At 66.4% G+C, this 19,279-nt stretch carries 19 protein-coding genes; 5 read left to right on the plus strand and 14 right to left on the minus strand.

Annotated elements, in window-relative coordinates:
- The first annotated feature begins 91 nt into the window (after positions 1-91).
- Positions 92-937, plus strand: coding sequence for a DMT family transporter (locus tag GR303_RS18005; RefSeq protein WP_161724688.1), 846 nt, complete (start codon positions 92-94; stop codon positions 935-937).
- Here GR303_RS18005 and GR303_RS18010 read toward each other — a convergent pair.
- Together GR303_RS18010 and GR303_RS18015 are read right to left on the minus strand one after the other, a co-directional pair.
- A complete protein-coding gene (locus GR303_RS18010; protein ID WP_246205688.1) occupies positions 934-1,422 on the minus strand; it encodes a PaaI family thioesterase in 489 nt (162 codons plus the stop codon). The genes GR303_RS18005 and GR303_RS18010 overlap by 4 nt on opposite strands.
- Positions 1,423-1,481: 59 nt before the next feature.
- Positions 1,482-1,916 carry a MarR family winged helix-turn-helix transcriptional regulator gene (locus GR303_RS18015; RefSeq protein WP_161724682.1) on the minus strand — a complete coding sequence of 145 codons (435 nt, stop codon included), beginning with the start codon at positions 1,914-1,916 and terminating at the stop codon, positions 1,482-1,484.
- Between the two features lie 196 nt (positions 1,917-2,112).
- On the opposite strand from GR303_RS18015, the gene groES reads away from it, so the two are divergent.
- Together groES and groL are read left to right on the plus strand one after the other, a co-directional pair.
- Entirely contained in the window at positions 2,113-2,400 is a 288-nt protein-coding gene (groES, locus tag GR303_RS18020) for a co-chaperone GroES (protein ID WP_114945189.1), read from the plus strand.
- Between the two features lie 51 nt (positions 2,401-2,451).
- Positions 2,452-4,086, plus strand: coding sequence for a chaperonin GroEL (gene groL / locus GR303_RS18025; RefSeq protein WP_161724680.1), 1,635 nt, complete (start codon positions 2,452-2,454; stop codon positions 4,084-4,086).
- Positions 4,087-4,174: 88 nt separating this feature from the next.
- Here the strand turns inward: groL and gstA are convergent, their stop codons facing one another.
- Complete coding sequence (gene gstA / locus GR303_RS18030; protein ID WP_161724677.1) at positions 4,175-4,792, minus strand: glutathione transferase GstA; 618 nt, start codon at positions 4,790-4,792, stop codon at positions 4,175-4,177.
- A gap of 27 nt (positions 4,793-4,819) precedes the next feature.
- The gene (locus GR303_RS18035) at positions 4,820-5,263 is read right to left on the minus strand and encodes a DoxX family protein (RefSeq protein ID WP_161724674.1); all 444 of its coding nucleotides are present in this window, start codon (positions 5,261-5,263) and stop codon (positions 4,820-4,822) included.
- 96 nt (positions 5,264-5,359) lie between these two features.
- Here GR303_RS18035 and GR303_RS18040 point away from each other — a divergent pair, with 96 nt between their 5' ends.
- Positions 5,360-5,797, plus strand: a complete 438-nt coding sequence (locus GR303_RS18040; RefSeq protein ID WP_246726459.1) for a MarR family winged helix-turn-helix transcriptional regulator — start codon at positions 5,360-5,362, stop codon at positions 5,795-5,797.
- Positions 5,798-5,850: 53 nt separating this feature from the next.
- Here GR303_RS18040 and GR303_RS18045 read toward each other — a convergent pair whose 3' ends face one another.
- The 5 genes from GR303_RS18045 to GR303_RS18065 all read right to left on the minus strand — a co-directional run bounded on the left by GR303_RS18045 (position 5,851) and on the right by GR303_RS18065 (position 10,967).
- Positions 5,851-6,678 carry an aldo/keto reductase gene (locus GR303_RS18045; protein WP_161724672.1) on the minus strand — a complete coding sequence of 276 codons (828 nt, stop codon included), beginning with the start codon at positions 6,676-6,678 and terminating at the stop codon, positions 5,851-5,853.
- A 177-nt stretch (positions 6,679-6,855) separates the two neighbouring features.
- Complete coding sequence (locus GR303_RS18050) at positions 6,856-8,247, minus strand: M10 family metallopeptidase (protein WP_161724670.1); 1,392 nt, start codon at positions 8,245-8,247, stop codon at positions 6,856-6,858.
- 151 nt (positions 8,248-8,398) lie between these two features.
- Positions 8,399-9,184 carry a MetQ/NlpA family ABC transporter substrate-binding protein gene (locus GR303_RS18055; RefSeq protein WP_161724668.1) on the minus strand — a complete coding sequence of 262 codons (786 nt, stop codon included), beginning with the start codon at positions 9,182-9,184 and terminating at the stop codon, positions 8,399-8,401.
- 33 nt (positions 9,185-9,217) lie between these two features.
- Positions 9,218-9,883, minus strand: coding sequence for a methionine ABC transporter permease (locus tag GR303_RS18060; RefSeq protein ID WP_161724665.1), 666 nt, complete (start codon positions 9,881-9,883; stop codon positions 9,218-9,220).
- Entirely contained in the window at positions 9,873-10,967 is a 1,095-nt protein-coding gene (locus GR303_RS18065) for a methionine ABC transporter ATP-binding protein (RefSeq protein WP_161724663.1), read from the minus strand. Before GR303_RS18065 ends, GR303_RS18060 begins: the two co-directional genes overlap by 11 nt.
- A gap of 257 nt (positions 10,968-11,224) precedes the next feature.
- Between GR303_RS18065 and GR303_RS18070 the strand changes: the two genes are divergently transcribed.
- Positions 11,225-13,321, plus strand: coding sequence for an ABC transporter ATP-binding protein/permease (locus GR303_RS18070; RefSeq protein ID WP_161724661.1), 2,097 nt, complete (start codon positions 11,225-11,227; stop codon positions 13,319-13,321).
- Positions 13,322-13,406: 85 nt separating this feature from the next.
- On the opposite strand, the gene GR303_RS18075 is transcribed toward GR303_RS18070, so the two are convergent.
- From GR303_RS18075 to hisS, 5 genes are all read right to left on the minus strand, one after another.
- Complete coding sequence (locus GR303_RS18075; RefSeq protein WP_161724658.1) at positions 13,407-13,892, minus strand: META domain-containing protein; 486 nt, start codon at positions 13,890-13,892, stop codon at positions 13,407-13,409.
- A gap of 114 nt (positions 13,893-14,006) precedes the next feature.
- The gene (gene hisG, locus GR303_RS18080; RefSeq protein WP_161724655.1) at positions 14,007-14,981 is read right to left on the minus strand and encodes an ATP phosphoribosyltransferase; all 975 of its coding nucleotides are present in this window, start codon (positions 14,979-14,981) and stop codon (positions 14,007-14,009) included.
- Entirely contained in the window at positions 14,981-16,075 is a 1,095-nt protein-coding gene (locus GR303_RS18085) for an ATP phosphoribosyltransferase regulatory subunit (protein WP_161724652.1), read from the minus strand. Before GR303_RS18085 ends, hisG begins: the two co-directional genes overlap by 1 nt.
- An 819-nt stretch (positions 16,076-16,894) precedes the next feature.
- Complete coding sequence (locus GR303_RS18090) at positions 16,895-17,341, minus strand: hypothetical protein (protein WP_161724649.1); 447 nt, start codon at positions 17,339-17,341, stop codon at positions 16,895-16,897.
- 70 nt (positions 17,342-17,411) lie between these two features.
- Positions 17,412-18,896 carry a histidine--tRNA ligase gene (gene hisS, locus GR303_RS18095; RefSeq protein ID WP_161724646.1) on the minus strand — a complete coding sequence of 495 codons (1,485 nt, stop codon included), beginning with the start codon at positions 18,894-18,896 and terminating at the stop codon, positions 17,412-17,414.
- Positions 18,897-19,279 lie beyond the last annotated feature (383 nt).

Raw genomic sequence — 19,279 nt, forward strand, 5'->3', positions numbered from 1 at the left:
AAGTGGGATGAAGCCCTCGGCAAAGTGCTGTAAGAGCCTTGCCTTCGTCGGCGCTCATCCCGGACGCCGCCCATCACTTCGTCGTGAGATCATGAGATTCGGTCCCGCCCTGAGGGCGGCTGCGGGCATCGCGGTTCTGTCCATCATGGATGCGGTCATCAAAGGGATGGCTGCCTTCTACCCCATCTTCCAGGTCGCCTTCCTGCGCTTCGCCTGCGGCACCCTTATCGTGGCCGGCGTCGTCTCCGTCATGCGGCCGGGCTGGCCGAGCCGGGAAACGGTCGCGGCGAACGCGGTCCGCTCCGTCATTGCCGTGGTGACCGCCGTCAGCTTCTTCTATGCGCTGGGCCAGCTGCCCCTGGCCGAAACCCTGGTCCTGTCGTTTCTCTCCCCCATGTTCATCGCCCTCTTCGGGCTCCTGATGCTGAAGGAGAGGGTCGATGCCCGGATCATCGGAGCCATCGCCATCGGCTTCGCCGGAACGCTCATCGTCGTCCTGGGACAGACCGAGGAGGCGAATGCGGCGCGATCCTGGGGCGGGGTCGCGGCAGCGCTGACATCCGCGGTCACCTACGCGCTCAGCCTCGTGCTGCTGCGCCAGCGGGCCCAGCGGGACAAGTTCCTCCACATCGTCGTCTTCCAGAATGCCGGCCCGGCGGTGCTGGTCGCGCCCTTCGCGCTCTTCGTCTGGCAGCCGCTCGATATCATGCATATGGGCTGGTTCATGCTCATGGGCCTGTTGGGCTTCATGGGCCACATGCTCATGGTCACGGCCTACGCCAAGGCCGAGGCGGCGCGCCTCGCCCCGCTCGAATACACCGCCCTGATCTGGGCCGTGCTGATCGGTTACGGGGTGTTCAGCGAGGTCCCGACCTGGGCGACCATGGGCGGCGGCGTTCTGATCGTCGCCGCGGCCATGCTCACGTCGAAGCGCTAGGCGGCTTTCCGGGCCGTCGCATCGAAGATCATGCAGGTCTCGGTGCCATGGGCCAGAAGCCGGCCCTTGGCATCGAAGAGCTTGCCCTCCGAGGTGGCGAGCGTGCCTCCGCGATGGACGAGGACGCCCTCGCACCTCACCTTGCCGGTGTTCGGCAGGATCGGCCGGACGAAGTTGAGCTTCATCTCCACCGTCGTATAGCCCTGGCCGGCGGCGAGGGTAGTGTGGACGGCACAGGCCATGGCGCTGTCGAGGATGGCGGAGGTCCAGCCGCCATGGATGGTGCCGAGCGGGTTGAAGAAGCTTTCCGTCGGCTCACCTTCGAATGTGACCCGGCCTTCCTCCACATGGGTCATGTAGACATTGGTGGATCGGGAAAAGGGAGGAGCCGGATAGCGGCCCTCAAGCATGCCACGCAGGAAAGCAAGGCCCGGTTCGGCCGTCAGCACATCCCGCGATACGATCCCATGAACCCGCTCAACCATTGCCGTCTCCATCTGTGCATATACACAGTACGCGAGGAGCCGGCCTCGTGCAATGGCTCTCAGGAGGGGTATGTGGCTTTTCGCAATGCCCGCATGGCTCGGCGGGCCTCCTCGGCATCCATGTCCTTGAGACGACCTTCCAGCTGCGATTGAGCCTGCTGCCAGAGGGGAATGGCGGTTTCCAGAATGGCCTGTCCCGCAGGTGTCAGCCTGTGCCGCAGGCCACGCCCTTCGCCCGGGATCGGCTCGATCCAGCCGTTCTCGGTCAGGACTTTCAAGTTCCTCACGAGGGTGGTGCGTTCCAGTCCGAGCCGCTCCGCGAGGAGGGTTTCGGACGCGGTCGTTCCATGACCGATGGCGCCCAGGATGCCGAACTGGGGGAGCTTCAGGCCCAACGGCCGCAGCGCCGCCTCGTAGGTCCGGCTGAGCAGCCGGGCCGTCATGCGGGCATGGAGGGCAAAGCAGGTCTTGCCGATGGCTTCCAAGTCGGTCATGAAACGATCATGACCTGCCCCTATGACGCGTCAAGGCCCTCTTTTCCGGGCCTTGCTTTGCGGCAGGCGACTTGACTCCCTGCCGACATGAGCCTATCTCGCCGCCAGCGTTAGCACTCACCAAAGGACAGTGCTAACAGCCGAGAGACCAGGGTGCGGCCAGAGGGGCTGTGCCAACAGTCAAAGGGGAAGTTCCATGAAGTTCCGTCCGCTGCACGACCGCGTCGTCGTCCGCCGCATCGAGGCCGAGGAGAAGACGGCCGGCGGCATCATCATTCCGGACACCGCCAAGGAGAAGCCGCAAGAGGGCGAAGTCGTCGCCGTCGGCCCCGGCGCCCGCGACGAGAACGGCAAGGTTGCGGCTCTCGACGTGAAGGCCGGCGACCGCGTCCTGTTCGGCAAGTGGTCGGGCACGGAGGTCCGCATCGACGGTCAGGACCTCCTGATCATGAAGGAATCCGACATCATGGGCATCGTCGGCTAACCGGCCGCGGCGACCCGTCCAAGTTTTTCAATTTAACTGGAGGCTAAGCCTATGGCTGCCAAAGACGTTAAGTTTTCTTCCGAAGCCCGCGAGAAGATGCTGCGCGGCGTCGACATCCTCGCCGATGCGGTGAAGGTCACGCTGGGCCCGAAGGGCCGCAACGTGGTGATCGAGAAGTCCTTCGGCGCTCCGCGCATCACCAAGGACGGCGTGTCGGTCGCCAAGGAGATCGAGCTCGCCGACAAGTTCGAGAACATGGGCGCCCAGATGGTGCGCGAGGTGGCGTCGAAGACCAACGACATCGCCGGCGACGGCACCACCACCGCGACCGTGCTCGCCCAGGCCATCGTCCGCGAGGGCGCCAAGGCGGTTGCCGCCGGCATGAACCCCATGGACCTCAAGCGCGGCATCGATCTTGCCACCACCGCGGCGATCAATGACATCAAGGCCCGCGCCAAGAAGGTGCAGTCCTCCGATGAGGTTGCCCAGGTCGGCACCATCTCGGCCAACGGCGACAAGGACATCGGCGAGATGATCGCCCATGCCATGCAGAAGGTCGGCAACGAGGGCGTGATCACCGTCGAGGAAGCCAAGACCGCCGAGACCGAGCTCGACGTCGTGGAAGGCATGCAGTTCGATCGCGGCTACCTCTCGCCGTACTTCATCACCAACGCCGAGAAGATGGTGGCCGAGCTCGAGGATCCTTACATCCTCATCCACGAGAAGAAGCTCTCCTCGCTTCAGCCGATGCTGCCGATCCTCGAGGCTGTCGTTCAGACCGGCAAGCCGCTGCTGATCATCGCTGAGGACGTCGAGGGCGAGGCGCTCGCCACCCTCGTGGTCAACAAGCTGCGCGGCGGCCTGAAGATCGCCGCCGTGAAGGCTCCGGGCTTCGGCGACCGCCGCAAGGCCATGCTCGAGGACATCGCGATCCTGACCGCCGGTCAGACGATCTCCGAAGACCTCGGCATCAAGCTCGAGAACGTCTCCCTGCCGATGCTCGGCCGCGCCAAGCGCGTTCGCATCGAGAAGGAAAACACCACGATCATCGACGGCGCCGGCAAGAAGCAGGACATCGAGGCTCGCGTGGCGCAGATCAAGGCGCAGATCGAGGAGACCACCTCGGACTACGACCGTGAGAAGCTCCAGGAGCGTCTGGCCAAGCTCGCCGGCGGCGTCGCGGTGATCCGCGTCGGCGGCGCCACCGAGGTCGAGGTGAAGGAGAAGAAGGACCGCGTGGACGACGCGCTCAACGCCACCCGCGCTGCGGTGGAAGAGGGCATCGTCCCCGGCGGCGGCACGGCCCTGCTGCGCGCCAAGGCTGCGGTTGCCAAGATCTCGAGCGACAACCCGGACGTGAAGGCCGGCATCAACATCGTCCTGCGCGCCCTCGAGGCTCCGATCCGTCAGATCGCCGAGAACGCCGGCGTGGAAGGCTCGATCGTGGTCGGCAAGATCACCGAGAACAAGAGCGACACCTACGGCTTCAACGCCCAGACGGAAGAGTTCGTGGACATGCTCCAGTCCGGCATCGTCGATCCGGCGAAGGTCGTGCGCACGGCTCTGCAGGATGCGGCTTCGGTCGCCGGCCTCCTCGTCACCACCGAGGCCATGGTCGCCGAGCTGCCGAAGAAGGAATCCGCTCCGGCGATGCCGGGCGGCGGCATGGGCGGCATGGACTTCTAAGAAACCCGGGCACCATGGCCTGAGAAATGAAGAAGCCCCGGAGCGATCCGGGGCTTTTTCGTTGTGCGATAGGGATCGGGCCCGGATCTTACGCCGCCTTCTTCAGCAATCCCTCCACCTCGAGCGCCTTCTGCACGCTCGGACGGGCGGCGACGCGCGCCTGGAAGGCCTGCAGGTTCACGAAGGGCGAGATGTCGATGCCGTGGAAGTTCGTCCAGTTCACCACGGTGAAGAGGTAGGCATCGGCGATGGTGAACCTGTCGCCCATGAGGAAGGGCTGCTTGGCCAACGACCCATCGAGATGGGCGAACCGGGTGGCAAGACGCTCCTTGGCGGCAGCCTTCACCGCATCGGGCGTCGCGGGGTTCCAGAGGGGCCCGAAGCCCTTGTGGATCTCGGTGCTGATGAAGCCGATCCATTCTAGCAGGCGGTAGTGCTCCATGGTGCCGTGAGCGGGCGCAAGGCCGGCCGCAGGCTGGCTGTGGGCCAGGTACTGGATGATGGCGCCCGCTTCCGTCAGCACGGAGCCGTCCTGAAGGCCGAGGGCCGGGACATAGCCCTTGGGGTTGATGGCGGCATAATTCGCGCCCGCCTCGGTGGTGCGGGTGGCGAGATCGACTTTCTCGAGGGAGAGGTCGATCCCGGCTTCGCGGGCGACGATGTGGGGCGCCAGCGAGCAGGCGCCCGGGTAGTAGTAGAGCTTCATGGGTTTCTCCAGGATCGAGGAGGGGGTTTAAGCCGCAGCCTTGAGGGATGCCGGGGCGAGGGAGAGCGGGCGGGATGGCTTCAGGGCATAGGCCCCGTCGCCGAGAAGGGCCTGTGCGACGGAGAGCACGATCAGATAAAGCGGGTATTCCCAACCGCCGCCCTGGGCCGAGAAGACCCAGCCGTTGCCGATATGCACCCAGGCCGCGCCGAAGAGAACGGGAAGCAGGGCAAGGGCCACCCAGCGGCTCTGAACGCCGAGCACCAGCAGGATGCCGCCGATCAATTCAGCCCAGAAGGTGGCATAGGCCAGGAAGGCCGGCAGCCCGAGGGATTCGAAGTACTGTGCCGTGCCGGCCAGCGTGAAGGTCATCGCCTTCAGGATGAGGCTGTGGGCGATGTACATGATGCCCAAGGAAACCCGGAGGAGCAGGGCGGCATAGGCGGAGGAGGATGGTTGAACCTGTGTCATTGCAAATCTCCATGCAAGTGCATAGATATTTGATGCACGTGCATGGAATTGTCAATTTGCATGCACTTGCATAGAAACCAGCAGAGGTTTGCCCCGATGCAAGAGCCTTCTCCGTCCATCATCAGAGCCTGGGGACGATTGATCCGCACCGAACGTACGGTGGTGGGACGGATCGAGGCGTCTTTGAAGAGCGCAGGCCTGCCGTCGCTCCACTGGTACGATGTGCTGCTGGAGTTGAAGCGTGGACCCGGCGGCAGGCTCACCCCGCGGGAAATCGAGGCGGCGGTGCTGTTCGAGCAGTACAACCTGTCCCGTCTCCTCGACCGCATGGAGGGGGAGGGGCTCGTGCGCCGCATCCCCTATCCTGGGGACAAGCGCCGCCAGATCGTCGAGATCACCGACGAGGGCAGGGCGCTGCAGGAGCGGATGTGGAGCGTCTATGGAGCGGCCATCAATCGCTTCATCGGCGACAAGCTCACCGACAGGGAAGCCGGTCAATTGTCGGCCCTGCTGCTCAAGCTGCTTCAGGAATGACCGGCTGCATGCCTCTGGTCTGAGAGGCCCGCTCAACGATCCCGGTTGGCGCTTCAGCCGAACACGGCCGGGTCGGGGCCGACCCGGCCGGACGCGCGGTCGAGCCCTTCGATGACGCGCATGTCGTCCGCATCGAGCCTGAAGCCGAAGACGTCGAGGTTTTCGCGGATGCGCGAGGGCGTTACGGATTTCGGGATGGCGATGAGCCCGCAATCCATATGCCAGCGCAGGATGATCTGGGCCGGGGTCCGCCCGTGCTTGCGGGCAAGGGCGGTGATCTCCTGGTCGTCGAGCAGGGTTCCCTGACCGAGCGGCCCCCAGGATTCGGTGGCGATGCCGTGCCGGGCATGGAAGGCCCGCAGCTCCTTCTGCTGGAAGCGGGGATGCAGCTCGATCTGGTTCACGGCGGGCGTCACGCCCGTCTCGTCGATGACGCGCTGCAGGTGCTCCACCATGAAGTTCGAGACGCCGATGGATCTGGCGCGTCCCTCCTGCCGGAGCCTGACCAGGGCCCGCCAGGTATCGCGATAGGCCTCGCTGCCGGCCACGGGCCAGTGGATGAGATAGAGGTCCACGAAGTCGAGTCCGAGGCGGGACAGGCTCTCGTCGAAGGCACGCAGCGTGCTGTCGTAGCCCTGCCGGTCGTTCCACACCTTGGTGGTGATGAAGAGCTCCTCTCGGGAAACGGACGCCGCCCGGATGGCATGTCCCACGCCTTCCTCGTTGCCGTAGATGGACGCCGTGTCGATGGAGCGGTAACCGGCGCGGACGGCCTCGGCGACAACACTCTCGGCCTGCTCATTGGTGACCCGCCAGACACCGAAGCCGAGCTGCGGCATGGCATTTCCATCGTTCAGGCGGATCGTGGGTACGGTCGTCATCGGCTGCTCCGTTGAGAATGCGGGAAGAGGTAGAGCCGCATTCCGGTAAGCAAAGAGTGAATGCCTGCCGGACGACATGCTGGAATCGGCAGGCTGCCCCGTCTTGCGCCGGGCAGCGCGCAGACCGACGCAAGACGGAAGCGCCGGCGGAACAGGCTGCAGAACGCGCCCGGCGCCTCAGATCACGTAGAAGTCGGCCGCGGCGAGCTTCAGGTTGGGCTTGAGCACGGCGAACTTGATCTGCGCGACGCTGCCGGTGCCGTCCTGGTCGTAGAACAGGTCGCCGGACTTCTTGTCGTAGACGATCCGGTCCTTCGTGTCCTTGGCCGCGGTGCCGGTGGCAAAGGCAGATGTGTGCATCTTGCCCCGTCTGATCCCCAGGAAGATCGCATCCTCAAGGTAGATCAGGTCGCTCACGGTGTTGAAATCGCTGATCCGGTCGATGTTGCCGGCGGAGGGCGCATCCGACAGGGGCGTGCCGAAATAGAAGCGGTCGCGGCCGGCGCCACCCGAGAGCAGGTCATCGCCGGTGCCGCCATAGAGCCTGTCGTCGCCCGAAGCGCCGGTGAGGGTGTCGGCGCCGGATCCGCCCTTCAGCGTGTTGCGGGCCTTGTTGCCGATCAGCCTGTCGGATCCCTCGCCGCCGACGGCGTTCTCGATTACCACGTTCGGGCCGATGCAGACGGAGTCCCGCGTCGAGGGCCCGTTGCTGAAGTTGATCGCTTCGCTGACGGCGCTGTACCAGCCCGAACGCAGATCGATGACGCTGTCCTTGGAGCCCCGATACACCATGGTGTCGGTCCCGCCGGCATCGTAGATCGTCTGCCAGTACTTCTGGCCTTCATGGAAGGTGTAGGTCGTGCTGCCCGCGTTCGTCCTCGTGTCGCGGCCGTAGAGATGCTGGATGGCCAGCATGTCGAGATACATTGGCGTCGTCGGGTAGAAGTCCGGCGTGGCGGTGGATGACCAAGGCGACGAGGTGTAGCTCATGATCGTCGAGAAGTGGTGATCGTATTTCGACGGCAGCAGATTCGAGTTGTAGGGCGAGAGATCGAAGGAGTGCTTCAGGCCGAGCGCGTGTCCGACCTCGTGCATAAGGGCGTAATAGGCATATGTGCCCGGCCTGTTGGCATCGTTGCCTGAGGTGTTCCAGCTGTTGACGTTCATCCAGATGTCGCCGGACCGGGGCACGTCGGCCGGCATGTAGGCGTGCCCGTCGGCACCTGGGGGGCCATAGAGGGTCTTGGCGAAGCGGATCTCGCCCACCGTGACACTGTTGTCGGAGGTGCGGGAAGCCGACAGCCCGGAGATGGCCATCCAGGCGTCAATGGCCATGCCGGCTCCCTGGATCTCTGTGGCGCTGAACTGGGTCCAGCTCCTCTGCTCGCCATAATAGGAATAGCCGTTGGCGAACCAGGCCGTCCCTTGCGGGACGCTCCAGGTGATGTGGGTGCCGACCCCGGCCCTTCCGGATCCCCATTTGTCGCCGAAGATCAGCCCCGTTCCCAGGCCTGCGAGGATGGTGGACACCCGGTTGGTGTCGAGCGAGTTCTGGGATGGATTGGCCATGCCTGCCCCAAATCCGGCCGCGGAGTGTTTCGAGCCACTATAACGTCAGGCTCAGGCGGCGCAATGGCGGCCGAGGGGCGCAAAAGAGGGATGTGCCGTAACGTCAAAGGCCGGGCGCAGAGCCCGGCCTCCTGCAGGGATGATGCGCCGCTTACCAGCTCGTGAGCACCGCGCCCTTGAACTTCTCCTCGACAAACTTCTTCACCTCGGGCGAGCGGTAGGACTCCACGAGGGCCTTCACCCAGGGCTTCTCCTTGTCCTCGCTGCGCACGGCGATGAGGTTGACGTAAGGACCCTTCGGGTTTTCGCGGGTGATCGGGTCCTTCACCGGATCGAGGCCGGCCTGAGTGGCATAGTTGGTGTTGATGACGGCCGCATCCACATCGTCGAGCACGCGGGGCGACTGGGCCGCCTCGATCTCCACGAACTTGATCTTCTTCGGGTTGTCGGTGATGTCGAGCGGGGTGGGCTTGAAGCCGACATTGTCCTTGAGCTTGATCAGGCCCTTGTCCTGCAGGAGCAGGAGCGCCCGACCGCCATTGGTGGGATCGTTCGGGATTGAGACCGTGGCGCCGTTCGGCAGGGCATCGAAGCTCTTGTGCTTCTTCGAGTAGAGGCCGATGGGGAAGTTCACCGTGAGCGCGACGCTCTCGATCTTGAAGCCACGGTCGGCCTTCTGGTTGTCGAGATAGGGCTGGTTCTGGAACGAATTGGCCTCGATGTCGCCGGCGGCCAGCGCGGCGTTCGGAACCACGTAGTCGGAGAACTCGATGATCTTGATGTCGAGGCCCTTCTGCGCCGCGATGGGCTTCACCGCTTCCAGGATCTGTGCGTGCGGGCCGGGCGTCGCGCCGATGCGAACGGTCTGCGTCTGCGCGAGGGCGGGCAGGGCGGCAAGGGAGAGGAGGGCGGCAAGGCCCAGGGTCTTCAGGGACATCGGATTCACTCCTTGTGCGATGTTTGGGGGCTGTCAGGCGTGGCGGATGCGCTTGTTGAGGCGGCGGGCGAGCCTGTCGCCGATGGTCTGCACCGCCTGGACGAGGACGATGAGGACGACCACCACCGCGAGCATCATCTCGGGCATGAAGCGCTGGTAGCCGTAGCGGATGCCGAGATCGCCGAGGCCTCCGCCGCCGACCGCGCCCACCATGGCCGAGAAGCCCAGAAGCGACACGACGGCGAGGGTCAGGCCGAGCACGATGCCGGGCAGGGCCTCGGGGATCAGCACCTTCAGCACGATCTGCAGCGGGCTGGCGCCGAAGGCGCGGGCGGCTTCGATCAGGCCCTGGTCGACCTCGCGGATGGCGCCCTCGATCAGGCGCGCGATGAAGGGCGTCGCGGCGATCGTCAGCGGCACGATGGCGGCGCTGGTGCCGATGGAGGTGCCCGCGATCAGGCGCGTGAAGGGGATGATCGCGACCACGAGAATGATGAAGGGCGTCGAGCGCGTGGCGTTGACGACGACGCCGACCACCCGGTTCACCCAGGGCGCAGCGAACAGCTCGCCCCTGCCGGAGGTGGCCAGGAACACGCCGAGCGGCAGGCCGAGGAGGGTGGCGATCAGGGCCGCGACCGCGACCATGTAGAGGGTTTCGCCGGTGGAGTTGGCGATGAGGCGGATCATCTCAGGCGACATGGCCGAGAACCTCCGTATCGAGAGCGTGCCTGTTCAGGAAGTCGAGGGCGGTGGCGAGCGAGGCCTCCGGCACGCTGACCACGAGGGTGCCGAAGGGCCGGCCGGCGATCTCGTCCACCGAGCCGGAAAGGATGTTGGCCTCGATGCCGAGGTCGCGGGCAAGCCGCGCGAGAACCGGATCGGTGGCATGGGGCCCGCGGAAGCCGATGCGGATCACCGCCTGGCTGCCCGGCGTCGCCTCCGGTCTGAGCCTGCTCTGCACGTAGGGCGGCAGCGCGCGGCCGGATTCATCGGCGAGGAAGGAGCGCGTCACCTCGTGCCGCGGCCGGGTGAACACGTCGAACACGTCGCCCTGCTCGACGATGCGCCCGCCCTCGATCACCGCGACCTCGCGGGCGATGGTGCGGATCACCGCCATCTCGTGGGTGATGAGCAGGATGGTCAGGCCCAGTTCGTCGTTGATGCGGCCGAGCAGATCGAGGATCGAGCGGGTGGTCTCCGGGTCGAGGGCGGAGGTCGCCTCGTCGGAGAGCAGAACCTTCGGCTTGGTGGCCAGCGCGCGGGCGATGCCGACGCGCTGCTTCTGGCCGCCGGAGAGTTCTGACGGGTAGCGATTGCGCTTGTCGGAGAGGCCGACGAGAGCCAGAAGCTCCTCGACGCGCGTCCGGATCTCCGCCTTGTCATAGCCTGCGACCTCGAGCGGCAGGGCGATGTTCTGCGCCGCCGTGCGCGAGGAGAGCAGGTTGAAGTGCTGGAAGATCATGCCGATGGAGCGCCGGGCGTGGCGGAGCGCCTGCTCGGGCAGGGCCGCGATATCGGCCCCGTCCACGATCACCTTGCCGGAAGAGGGCTTCTCCAGGCCGTTCACGAGACGGATCAGGGTGGACTTGCCGGCGCCGGAGCGGCCGATCACGCCGAGGATCGAGCCCTGAGGCACGGCAAGGTCGATCTCGCGCAGGGCCGTGACCGGCTGGCCGTCACGGCCGGGAAAGGTCTTCGACACCTTCTCCAGGCGCACGATGGGGGCCGCCGGCACGAGGCGCTGGACCGGCTGGTCGCCAAGGTATCCGAGGGGAGCGTTCATGGAGTCGCTTTGCTGAAAATGTCGCAGGTTGCTGCGGGCACAGATGAGCCATCCCGTTCTCATTGTCAACGGTTTTGTTCTTTAAAGAGGACAATTTGATTTGAAGAACAAATCCTTCTCTCTGGGCGGTCTGTTGCTGACGTCTCAAGACTGCTATCGCTTGCCAGAAGAGGAACCCCTCCTTTCTTTCGCCACAAGCACGATTGATCCGGCCTCATGTTTCGGAGAGCCGGGCGGGATCCCGGCAGGAGATGTGTATGATCAAGGCGAGCCTTGTGCTGGCATTCGTGGGCCTGAGCGTCCTCGCGGCTTCCCTCTCGGGAGCAGTCGCGGTTCCGTTCTATTTGCCCCTCTCGACCCTCGCCCTGGCCGGGGTGATGTATGCGGGACGCCTCGTCCCGAAATTCCTGCGCATCTTCTTGGTGATGCTCTCGGCCACGCACCTGGTGCTGGTCGCCCTCATTCTCGGCGCGCGGGCGGGGCTCATCACGGGCGATTATACGGGCTACGTGCCGCCGCCTTCGGCCGCGCTCGGCGCGACGGTTTTCGGGGCCATCATCTTCGGGCTTGCCTACGTGCCCGTGGTGCGGACCGTCTGCCGCATCACCGACCGCTATCTCGAATCCCAGGCCGACAGCCTCATCCGCATTCCCTTCATCGGCCTCGTGCAGGCGCGGGAAGGCACCATCGGCACCTGGATCATCGCCATCCTCATCGCGATCAACCTCGCCCAGGTGGCCCTGAACGTCCGCCTCAGCTTCTTCTCGCGCGACATGTTCAACGCGCTCGAGGCGAAGGATGCCGCAGCCTTCTGGTACCAGCTCTTCGTCATCTTCACCCCGCTCGCTGCCGTCTTCGTGGCCATTGCGCTCACCGAGGTGCTGCTGCAGAACGTGCTCACCATCCGCTGGCGCGCCTACCTCAACACGTACTACGTCGGCGAATGGCTCGGGAACGGCGCGCATTACCGGATGCAGCTTCTCGGCCGCGGCGCCGACAACCCGGACCAGCGCATCTCGGAGGACCTGCGCAAGTTCGTCGAGAGCACCTATTCGCTCTCGATCGGCCTCATGAACCAGGCGGCGACCCTGGTCTCCTTCGTGGCGATCCTCTGGACCATCTCGGCGGGCTTCACCTTCCCGGGAACGAACGTGGAGGTGCCGGGCCTGCTGGTCTGGGTCTGCGCCGGCTATGCGATCCTCGGCACCTGGGTGACGCACCTGATCGGCCGGCCGCTCATCGGCCTCAACTTCGAGCAGGAGCGGGTGGAGGCGAACTACCGCTTCTCCCTGGCGCGCCTGCGCGAATACACGGAGCAGGTGGCGCTTCTCTCCGGCGAGTCGGCCGAGCAGGAGGGCATTGCCCGGCGCTTCGGCCAGATCGTCGACAACTACATGCGGATCGTCATCCGGCTCATCAAGCTCAACACCTTCACCTCCGCCTATTTCCAGGCCAACGTGGTGGTGCCCTACATCCTGACCGCGCCCTACTACTTCGTCGGCAAGATCTCGCTCGGCCAGATGCAGCAGGTGGTCGGCGCCTTCTCCCGGGTGGAGTCGGCGCTCACGTATTTCATCACCATCTATACGACGCTCGCCGACTACAAGGCCGTGCTCGACCGCCTGACCACCTTCGAAGGGGCCATCGCCTCGGCCCAGCGGGTCGGCGGCGAGAGTAAGCTTTCGATCACCCAGGCTTCGGGAGGCGAACTGCGCCTGAAGGATCTCGACGTGCGCCTGCCCGACGGCAGCGCCCTGCTGCGTGCGGACGGCCTCGCCTTCCGGCCGGGCGAGCGAACCTTGATGACCGGCCCCTCCGGCTCGGGCAAGTCGACCCTGTTCCGGGCGATCGCCGGCATCTGGCCCTTCGGCGAGGGGCAGGTGCTGGTGCCGGAAGGCCAGACGATGATGCTCCTGCCGCAGCGGCCTTACATCCCCATCGGCAGCTTACGCGACGCGGTGACCTATCCGAGCAGGAGCGACACCTATACGGATGCCGAGATCGCCGAGGCCCTGCGCACCGCCAAGCTGCCCCAGATCGCGGATCGCCTCGACGAGGAGCGGGCCTGGAGCCAGACCCTGTCGCTGGGCGAGCAGCAGCGCCTGGCGGTGGCCCGTGCGCTTCTCGCCAAGCCCGACTGGCTCTTCCTCGACGAGGCGACGGCGGCTCTCGACGAGCCCACCGAGGCGGAGGTCTACCGCGTCATCCAGGAGAAGCTGCCGCAGACCACCGTGGTGTCCATCGGCCACCGCTCGACGCTCGCCGCCTATCACGACCGGCGCATCGACATGAAGCGGAACGAGAACGGCCTCTCCACGCCCGTCGACCTGCGTCAGGCCGAGCCTGCGGAGTAGCCCAAGGCGCTATCGACGCCTCTTTACGCATAACAAAATGGCCGGCGTCGAGCCGGCCTTTTCCGTTCGGGTTCGGCAAAAAAACTTACAGCGAGCGCTCGAAGCGCAGCTCGCCGCCGTTCTGGGTGCGGATGATCAGGTTGCGGCCCTGGATGTCCCACTTGCCCGAGGAGCGCAGCGCCATCAGGAAGGCCTGCTCGATGGCCATGGTGCCCTTGTCGCAGCTCTTCTTCGTGAGCGCGAAGGGGCCGACCGCCAGGCCCTGATCGCGCAGGGGATAGGCGGCGGTGGCATAGGTGTTGCAGCCGGAGAAGCCGGTGGCGCGCAGCTGGTCGTCGAGCCGGAAGCTCGGGCGCTCGCCGGAGAAGGGCTTGCCGTTCAGGCTGATGGCCACCCAGGAGGAGTTGAGCGGGAAGACCTTGCCCGCCTGCCCCTGTCCGGGCTGCGGAACCTTGGGGTCCACCTGGCGGGTCGGTCCGACAGGGCGGCCGAGCGTCGCTGCTGTCTGGGCTTGGGCGCCCGAGACGGCGGCGAGGGCCGCCAGCAATGCTGCAAGTCGAAGCGCGATCATCGGAACCTCTGCATCGGAAAAACGCCCGGACCATAAGGAACCTTGCGCGCCGAAGCAACGCCCAAGGTGAGGCCGCGGCGACGTTGTCCTACGACCTCGTGCGCAGAACCCGCCTCAGCCGATCCGCCTCAGCAGCCTTTCGGTCAAGGCGTTGGTGGGGCGGAACAGGTAATCGAAGGCCCGGACCGAGATGTCCTGGGCGCCGATCCCCTGCAGGGCCGCCACGATGTCGAACACCTGCGCCGTGCGGCAATGGAGCACGACCTCCCGGCCAAGCGCATGGCCGTAGGGCAGGCTCGCCCCGTGCTCCTTGGCCAGAGCGAGCAGGGCGGAGGCCCGCGCCGGGTCGAGGGCCGCGCGCACCTCGCGGCTCGCGCGCGCCTCTTCCTCGGCGGCGATGCGCGTCAGCACGGCGGTTGCCGCGGCGCGCGCGCGCTCCGACCAGGGAGCCCGGGCCGAGGCCACGAGATTGGCTTCGGAGCGCAGCATCACCCCGTCGTCGAGGATCTTCAGGGCATTGGCGGCCAGCGTCGCGCCGGTGGTGGTGATGTCGACGATCAGCTCCGCCGAGCCCGCGCTTGGCGCTCCTTCGGTGGCCCCCAGGCTCTCGACGATCCGGTAGTCGGACACGCCCTTCTCGGCGAAGAAGCGGCGGGTGAGGTTCACGTATTTCGTGGCGACCCGCATCTTGGTGCCGTGGCGCGCGCGCAGATCCGCCGCCACCTCGTCGAGATCGGCCATGGTGCGCACGTCGATCCAGGCCTGCGGCACGGCCACCACCACATTGGCATGGCCGAAGCCCAGCGGGGTGAGCAGTTCCACCGCCTCGTCCGCGTCCGGGATCTGCTCGCGGATCAGGTCCTCGCCGGTGATGCCGAGATGGGCGGTGCCCAGGCTAAGCTGGCTCACGATCTCGGAAGCGGACAGGAAGGCGACTTCCACGTCCGGCACGCCGGCGAGCGTGCCGCGGTAATCGCGCGCCCCGCGGGACTGGGTGAAGACGAGGCCGGCGCGGGCGAAGAAGGCGGCCGCGTTCTCCTGCAGGCGCCCCTTGGAAGGAACCGCGAGGATGAGAGGGGAATCGGTCATCAGGGCCTCCCCACGATGCGGTCGAGCCAGAAGGAGCAGCCCACCGCCGGGATCGGCGCCTCGGCGCCCAGGTGCTCCAGGAGCCGGTCGTAGCGCCCGCCGCCCACGATCGGCTTCCCGTCGCCGCGGCGCGGGTCCTGCACCTCGAAGATGAAGCCCGTGTAGTAGTCGAGGTTGCGGGCGAAGTTGGCCGCGAACGAGAAGCGGCTCACCTCGAGCCCGCGCGCGGCCATGAAGCCGGTGCGCTCCTCGAAGAGGCCGAGAGCCGGGCCGAGATCGAGCCCCGCATCCCGGGCCAGCGCCCGGACCGCGTCGGCGGCCTCGTCCGGATCGCCGGCGATGGTCAGGTAGCGCTCCAGCACCTCCCGCGCCTCGTCGGGCAGGCCGGTGCGGTTGGCGGCGCGGGCCAGGAAGCGCTCGGCGATCTCCCCCGCGCTGCGCCCGCCCACCCGGGCGATGCCCGCAATCGACAGGATGTCCTCCACGAAGGCCTTGGCCGCCTGGGGCGCCTGGCCCTCGATGGCGGCGAGAAGGCCCGCATGCTCCTGGCTGCCCGGAGCATCCGTCTCGACCAAGCTCGCGAGCCCCTGGCCCGAGACGATGGCCCGGATCACGCGCCGCTTGGCGGCAGGCGCGACCCCGAGCGCGTCGATGAGGGCGTGGAGGAGGCCCATGTCGCCGAGCCTCACCGCCGGGGCGGGGGCGCCGAGCCGGGCGAGCCCGTCCAGGGCGAGGGCGAGGATCTCCGCATCCACGGCTGAGACGTCCCGCCGGCCGATGGATTCCAGGCCGGCCTGCAGGAACTCGCCGCTCTCGTTCGGGCGCATGCGGAAGACCGGGCCGCCATAGGAATAGCCCAGGGGCTCGGCGCCGCGCTGGGCGAGGTGCTGGAGGCAGACGGGAATGGTGTATTCGGGCCGCAGGCACAGCTCGGTGCCCGCGGCGTCCTGCGTCACGAACATGCGGCGCCGGATATCCTCGCCCGACAGGTCGATGAACACGTCCGCCGGCTGGAGCACCGGGGGCTCGATCCGCGCATAGCCCTCGCGCTCGAACAGCGCGATCAGCGCAACAATGGCTTCCGTCTCCGTCACTGGCCTTGCCCGATCCTCATGCTGGCACGCTCTCTAGCAATGCTCGGGCCTGAAGGCGATTGTTTTCGGCGGGAAGGGTGAACGGGGGCACAAACCGCTGCTTCAGGGCGATGATTTCCCGGCGTCATCCCGGATCGGCTGCGCCGTCCGGGATGACGCGGGTGGTGAGTCTTTCACAGATCCAGCGCCTTCGGGCCCGCAGCGGGAGCTGCGAGCCGTCGGGTTTGCTCGAGGGTGGCGCTTGGGGCAGCCCGGCTCGATGGGTGGTGGTGTGGATGGAAGAGCCGGACGGCCTCTTCGCGCACGGTTCTTTTCAGGCGGACCTGGAACAGGCCAGGATCGGCCTCCCGCGACCACAGGATTGCGAGCCCTGCGGCGGGACCGTGCCTGCTCCCACACTGCGACGCCTCGCGAGCGCGCCCCTCACAGGAGCAGATCTAAGACAACGATATAGCCGAGCTTGCAGCAGAAGTCAAGAACAAAGTAAGAACATTACACCCTCACCTCGTCCTCACCTCGTCCTCACCTTGCCCTCTCCCCGCCGCGGGAGAGGGTGGCCTGCGCAGCAGGCCGGGAGAGGGGCCGTCAGACGTCGAGCACCGCCCCTCTCCCGGCTCGCTCCGCTCGCCACCCTCCCCCGCAGAGAGGGGAGGGTTTATCCTGAGTTCTCTCCTGCACACGATCCCGGATCGGCTGCGCCGTCCGGGATGACGACGGGGCGGTGCTCGAGGGCATGCCGATGATGACGTTAAGGAAGGGGGTGCATGCCGGTCCCGGATTCCGCTGCGCTTCGTCCGGGATGCCTCAAGGTACGAACACCTAGTGCTTCTCGGCCGTGTCGCTCTTCTCGCCCTTGGGCTTGGCCGTCTTGCGCTTGCTGTGGTCGCTGGAGCGGTTCACGTATTTGACCTTCTTGGGCTCCGCCTTGCCGCTCTCCTCGCCGACGAGGCTGGGGGGCAGGAAATGGCGGGCGGCTTCCGTCACCACGCCGGCAACGGCGCCGGCGGCCGTCTGGGTCAGGTCGGCCGTCTGGGAGCCCGCATCCGCAACAGCCGCGCCGGCCTTCTTGGCGGTGCGGGTCTTGGTGAGCGCTGCGGCAGCGGCGCCTGCGGCGGCGATGAGCGCGTCGGCCAGGATCTCACGGCCGAGATCGGTGTTGATCAGGTCCATGAGGCCGGACTTCTTGGCCGATTTCGCCAGCTTCGTGCCCGTGCTCTTGCCGGAACCCTTCTTCGATTTGCTGCCGCTCTTCTTGTCCTTCGCCATGTTCGTCTCCTGATGGTCAAGCTTCCGAGACAACCCGAAGGTCGGCATCGGGGTTCCAGAACGGCCAAGGTTATCCGAAATGGCGGCCGAGAACCTCGCGCACGGCCTCGACCAGCTTCTCCTCGGCCACGGAGAACTGCGCCGGGCGGGCAGCCTTCCACTCCTCGTTGGAGGCGATGGCCTGGGCCGCCTTGGCGCCCTCGATCAGGTCCTTGATCTCCACCTCGCCGCGCTCGCGCTCGTTGGAGCCCTGGATGACCACGCAGGGGCTCCCCCGCCGGTCGGCATATTTCATCTGCGCCTTCATGCCCGAGGAGCCGAGATAGAGCTCGGCCCGGATGCCGGCCTGGCGCAGACGCGAGACCATGCGCTGGTAGGCGGCGATCTGGTCGCGGTCCATCACCAGCACCACGACGGGACCGGGCGTCTGCGCGCCGGACACGATGGGGCTCTTCACCATCTGGAGCGCCGACAGCAGGCGCGAGACGCCGATGGAGAAGCCGGTCGCCGGAACGGGCTCGGTGCGGAAGCGGCCCACGAGGCCGTCATAACGCCCGCCGCCGCCCACGGAGCCGAAGCGCACGGGGCGCCCGTCCTCGTCCTGCACCTGGAAGGTCAGCTCCGCCTCGTAGACCGGACCGGTGTAGTATTCGAGGCCGCGCACCACGGAGGGGTCGATGGTCACGCGATCCTCGTATCCGGAGGAGGCGACCAGGGCAGCGATCTCAGCGAGCTCGTCCGCGCCTTCCAGGCCGCGAGTCGAGGTGCCGACGACCCTGCGCAGGTTCTCGACCGTCTCCGCATTGTCCGCGCCCTTGGCGCTCGTGAAAGCCAGCACGCGCTGGATGGCATCCGCCGAAAGCTCCGCGCCCTTCGTGAAGTCCCCGCTCTCGTCCTTGCGGCCTGCGCCCAGAAGCTGGCTCACGCCTTCAGGCCCCAAGCGATCGAGCTTGTCGATGGCGCGCAGCACCGTCAGACGCTGGCCGGCCTTGTCCTCGCCGCCGAGGCCGATGGCTTCGAGCACGCCGTCCAGAACCTTGCGGTTGTTGACCTTGATGATGAAGTCGCCGCGCTTGAGCCCGAGCCGCTCCAGCGTATCGGCGGCCATCATGCAGATTTCCGCATCCGCCGCGACGGAGGCGGCGCCCACCGTGTCGGCGTCGAACTGCATGAACTGGCGGAAACGGCCGGGGCCGGGCTTCTCGTTGCGGAACACCCAGCCCACCCGGTAGCTGCGATAGGGCTTGGGGAGCGCATCGAAGTTCTCGGCCACGTAGCGGGCAAGCGGCGCGGTCAGGTCGTAGCGGAGCGACAGCCACTGCTCGTCGTCGTCCTGGAACGAGAACACGCCCTCGTTCGGCCGGTCCTGATCGGGCAGGAATTTTCCCAAAGCGTCGGTGTACTCGACGAAGGGCGTCTCGACCCCCTCGAAGCCGTAGAGTTCATAGGACTCGCGGATCGCCGCCAGCATGCGCTCGGTGGCGGCGAGATCGGCGGGAGTGCGGTCGGCAAAGCCGCGCGGCGCGCGGGCCTTGATCGTGTCGGCCTTGGACATGGTTTTTTAACGGCAGCCGTTGGAGTGGAAAACGTGCTGCGGTCACTACTCCCTGTAGCGGGGAGGGGCAAGGGTTGTTGCCATATGGGCAGTATCAGCCGTCATCCCGGACGAAGCGAAGCGGAGATCCGGGATCGTTTGCAGGATGAACCGCATGTTTCCCTCCCCCTTGCGGGGAGGGGCAGGGGTGGGGGTAGTCCGACCGGGTGACGGGCTCGCCAAGTCAGGCGCTGTACGGCCTCCCGTGTCACTTACAAAGGATAACACTCCGACTTTGCGACCCCCACCCTCAATCCCTCCCCGCAAGGGGGAGGGAAGAGGCGCTTCATCCTGCACGCGATCCCGGATCGGCTCAAGCCGTCCGGGATGACGCATGTTAGGGG

It is taken from the genome of Microvirga arsenatis, from assembly GCF_009910705.1.
GTDB lineage: Bacteria > Pseudomonadota > Alphaproteobacteria > Rhizobiales > Beijerinckiaceae > Microvirga > Microvirga arsenatis.

Bases quoted from the DNA above. Each gene is read 5' to 3' on its own strand.
- GR303_RS18005 (WP_161724688.1), top strand. From the start codon at position 92: ATGAGATTCGGTCCCGCCCTGAGGGCGGCTGCGGGCATCGCGGTTCTG.
- GR303_RS18010 (WP_246205688.1), bottom strand. From the start codon at position 1,422: ATGGTTGAGCGGGTTCATGGGATCGTATCGCGGGATGTGCTGACGGCC.
- GR303_RS18015 (WP_161724682.1), bottom strand. From the start codon at position 1,916: ATGACCGACTTGGAAGCCATCGGCAAGACCTGCTTTGCCCTCCATGCC.
- groES (WP_114945189.1), top strand. From the start codon at position 2,113: ATGAAGTTCCGTCCGCTGCACGACCGCGTCGTCGTCCGCCGCATCGAG.
- groL (WP_161724680.1), top strand. From the start codon at position 2,452: ATGGCTGCCAAAGACGTTAAGTTTTCTTCCGAAGCCCGCGAGAAGATG.
- gstA (WP_161724677.1), bottom strand. From the start codon at position 4,792: ATGAAGCTCTACTACTACCCGGGCGCCTGCTCGCTGGCGCCCCACATC.
- GR303_RS18035 (WP_161724674.1), bottom strand. From the start codon at position 5,263: ATGACACAGGTTCAACCATCCTCCTCCGCCTATGCCGCCCTGCTCCTC.
- GR303_RS18040 (WP_246726459.1), top strand. From the start codon at position 5,360: ATGCAAGAGCCTTCTCCGTCCATCATCAGAGCCTGGGGACGATTGATC.
- GR303_RS18045 (WP_161724672.1), bottom strand. From the start codon at position 6,678: ATGACGACCGTACCCACGATCCGCCTGAACGATGGAAATGCCATGCCG.
- GR303_RS18050 (WP_161724670.1), bottom strand. From the start codon at position 8,247: ATGGCCAATCCATCCCAGAACTCGCTCGACACCAACCGGGTGTCCACC.
- GR303_RS18055 (WP_161724668.1), bottom strand. From the start codon at position 9,184: ATGTCCCTGAAGACCCTGGGCCTTGCCGCCCTCCTCTCCCTTGCCGCC.
- GR303_RS18060 (WP_161724665.1), bottom strand. From the start codon at position 9,883: ATGTCGCCTGAGATGATCCGCCTCATCGCCAACTCCACCGGCGAAACC.
- GR303_RS18065 (WP_161724663.1), bottom strand. From the start codon at position 10,967: ATGAACGCTCCCCTCGGATACCTTGGCGACCAGCCGGTCCAGCGCCTC.
- GR303_RS18070 (WP_161724661.1), top strand. From the start codon at position 11,225: ATGATCAAGGCGAGCCTTGTGCTGGCATTCGTGGGCCTGAGCGTCCTC.
- GR303_RS18075 (WP_161724658.1), bottom strand. From the start codon at position 13,892: ATGATCGCGCTTCGACTTGCAGCATTGCTGGCGGCCCTCGCCGCCGTC.
- hisG (WP_161724655.1), bottom strand. From the start codon at position 14,981: ATGACCGATTCCCCTCTCATCCTCGCGGTTCCTTCCAAGGGGCGCCTG.
- GR303_RS18090 (WP_161724649.1), bottom strand. From the start codon at position 17,341: ATGGCGAAGGACAAGAAGAGCGGCAGCAAATCGAAGAAGGGTTCCGGC.
- hisS (WP_161724646.1), bottom strand. From the start codon at position 18,896: ATGTCCAAGGCCGACACGATCAAGGCCCGCGCGCCGCGCGGCTTTGCC.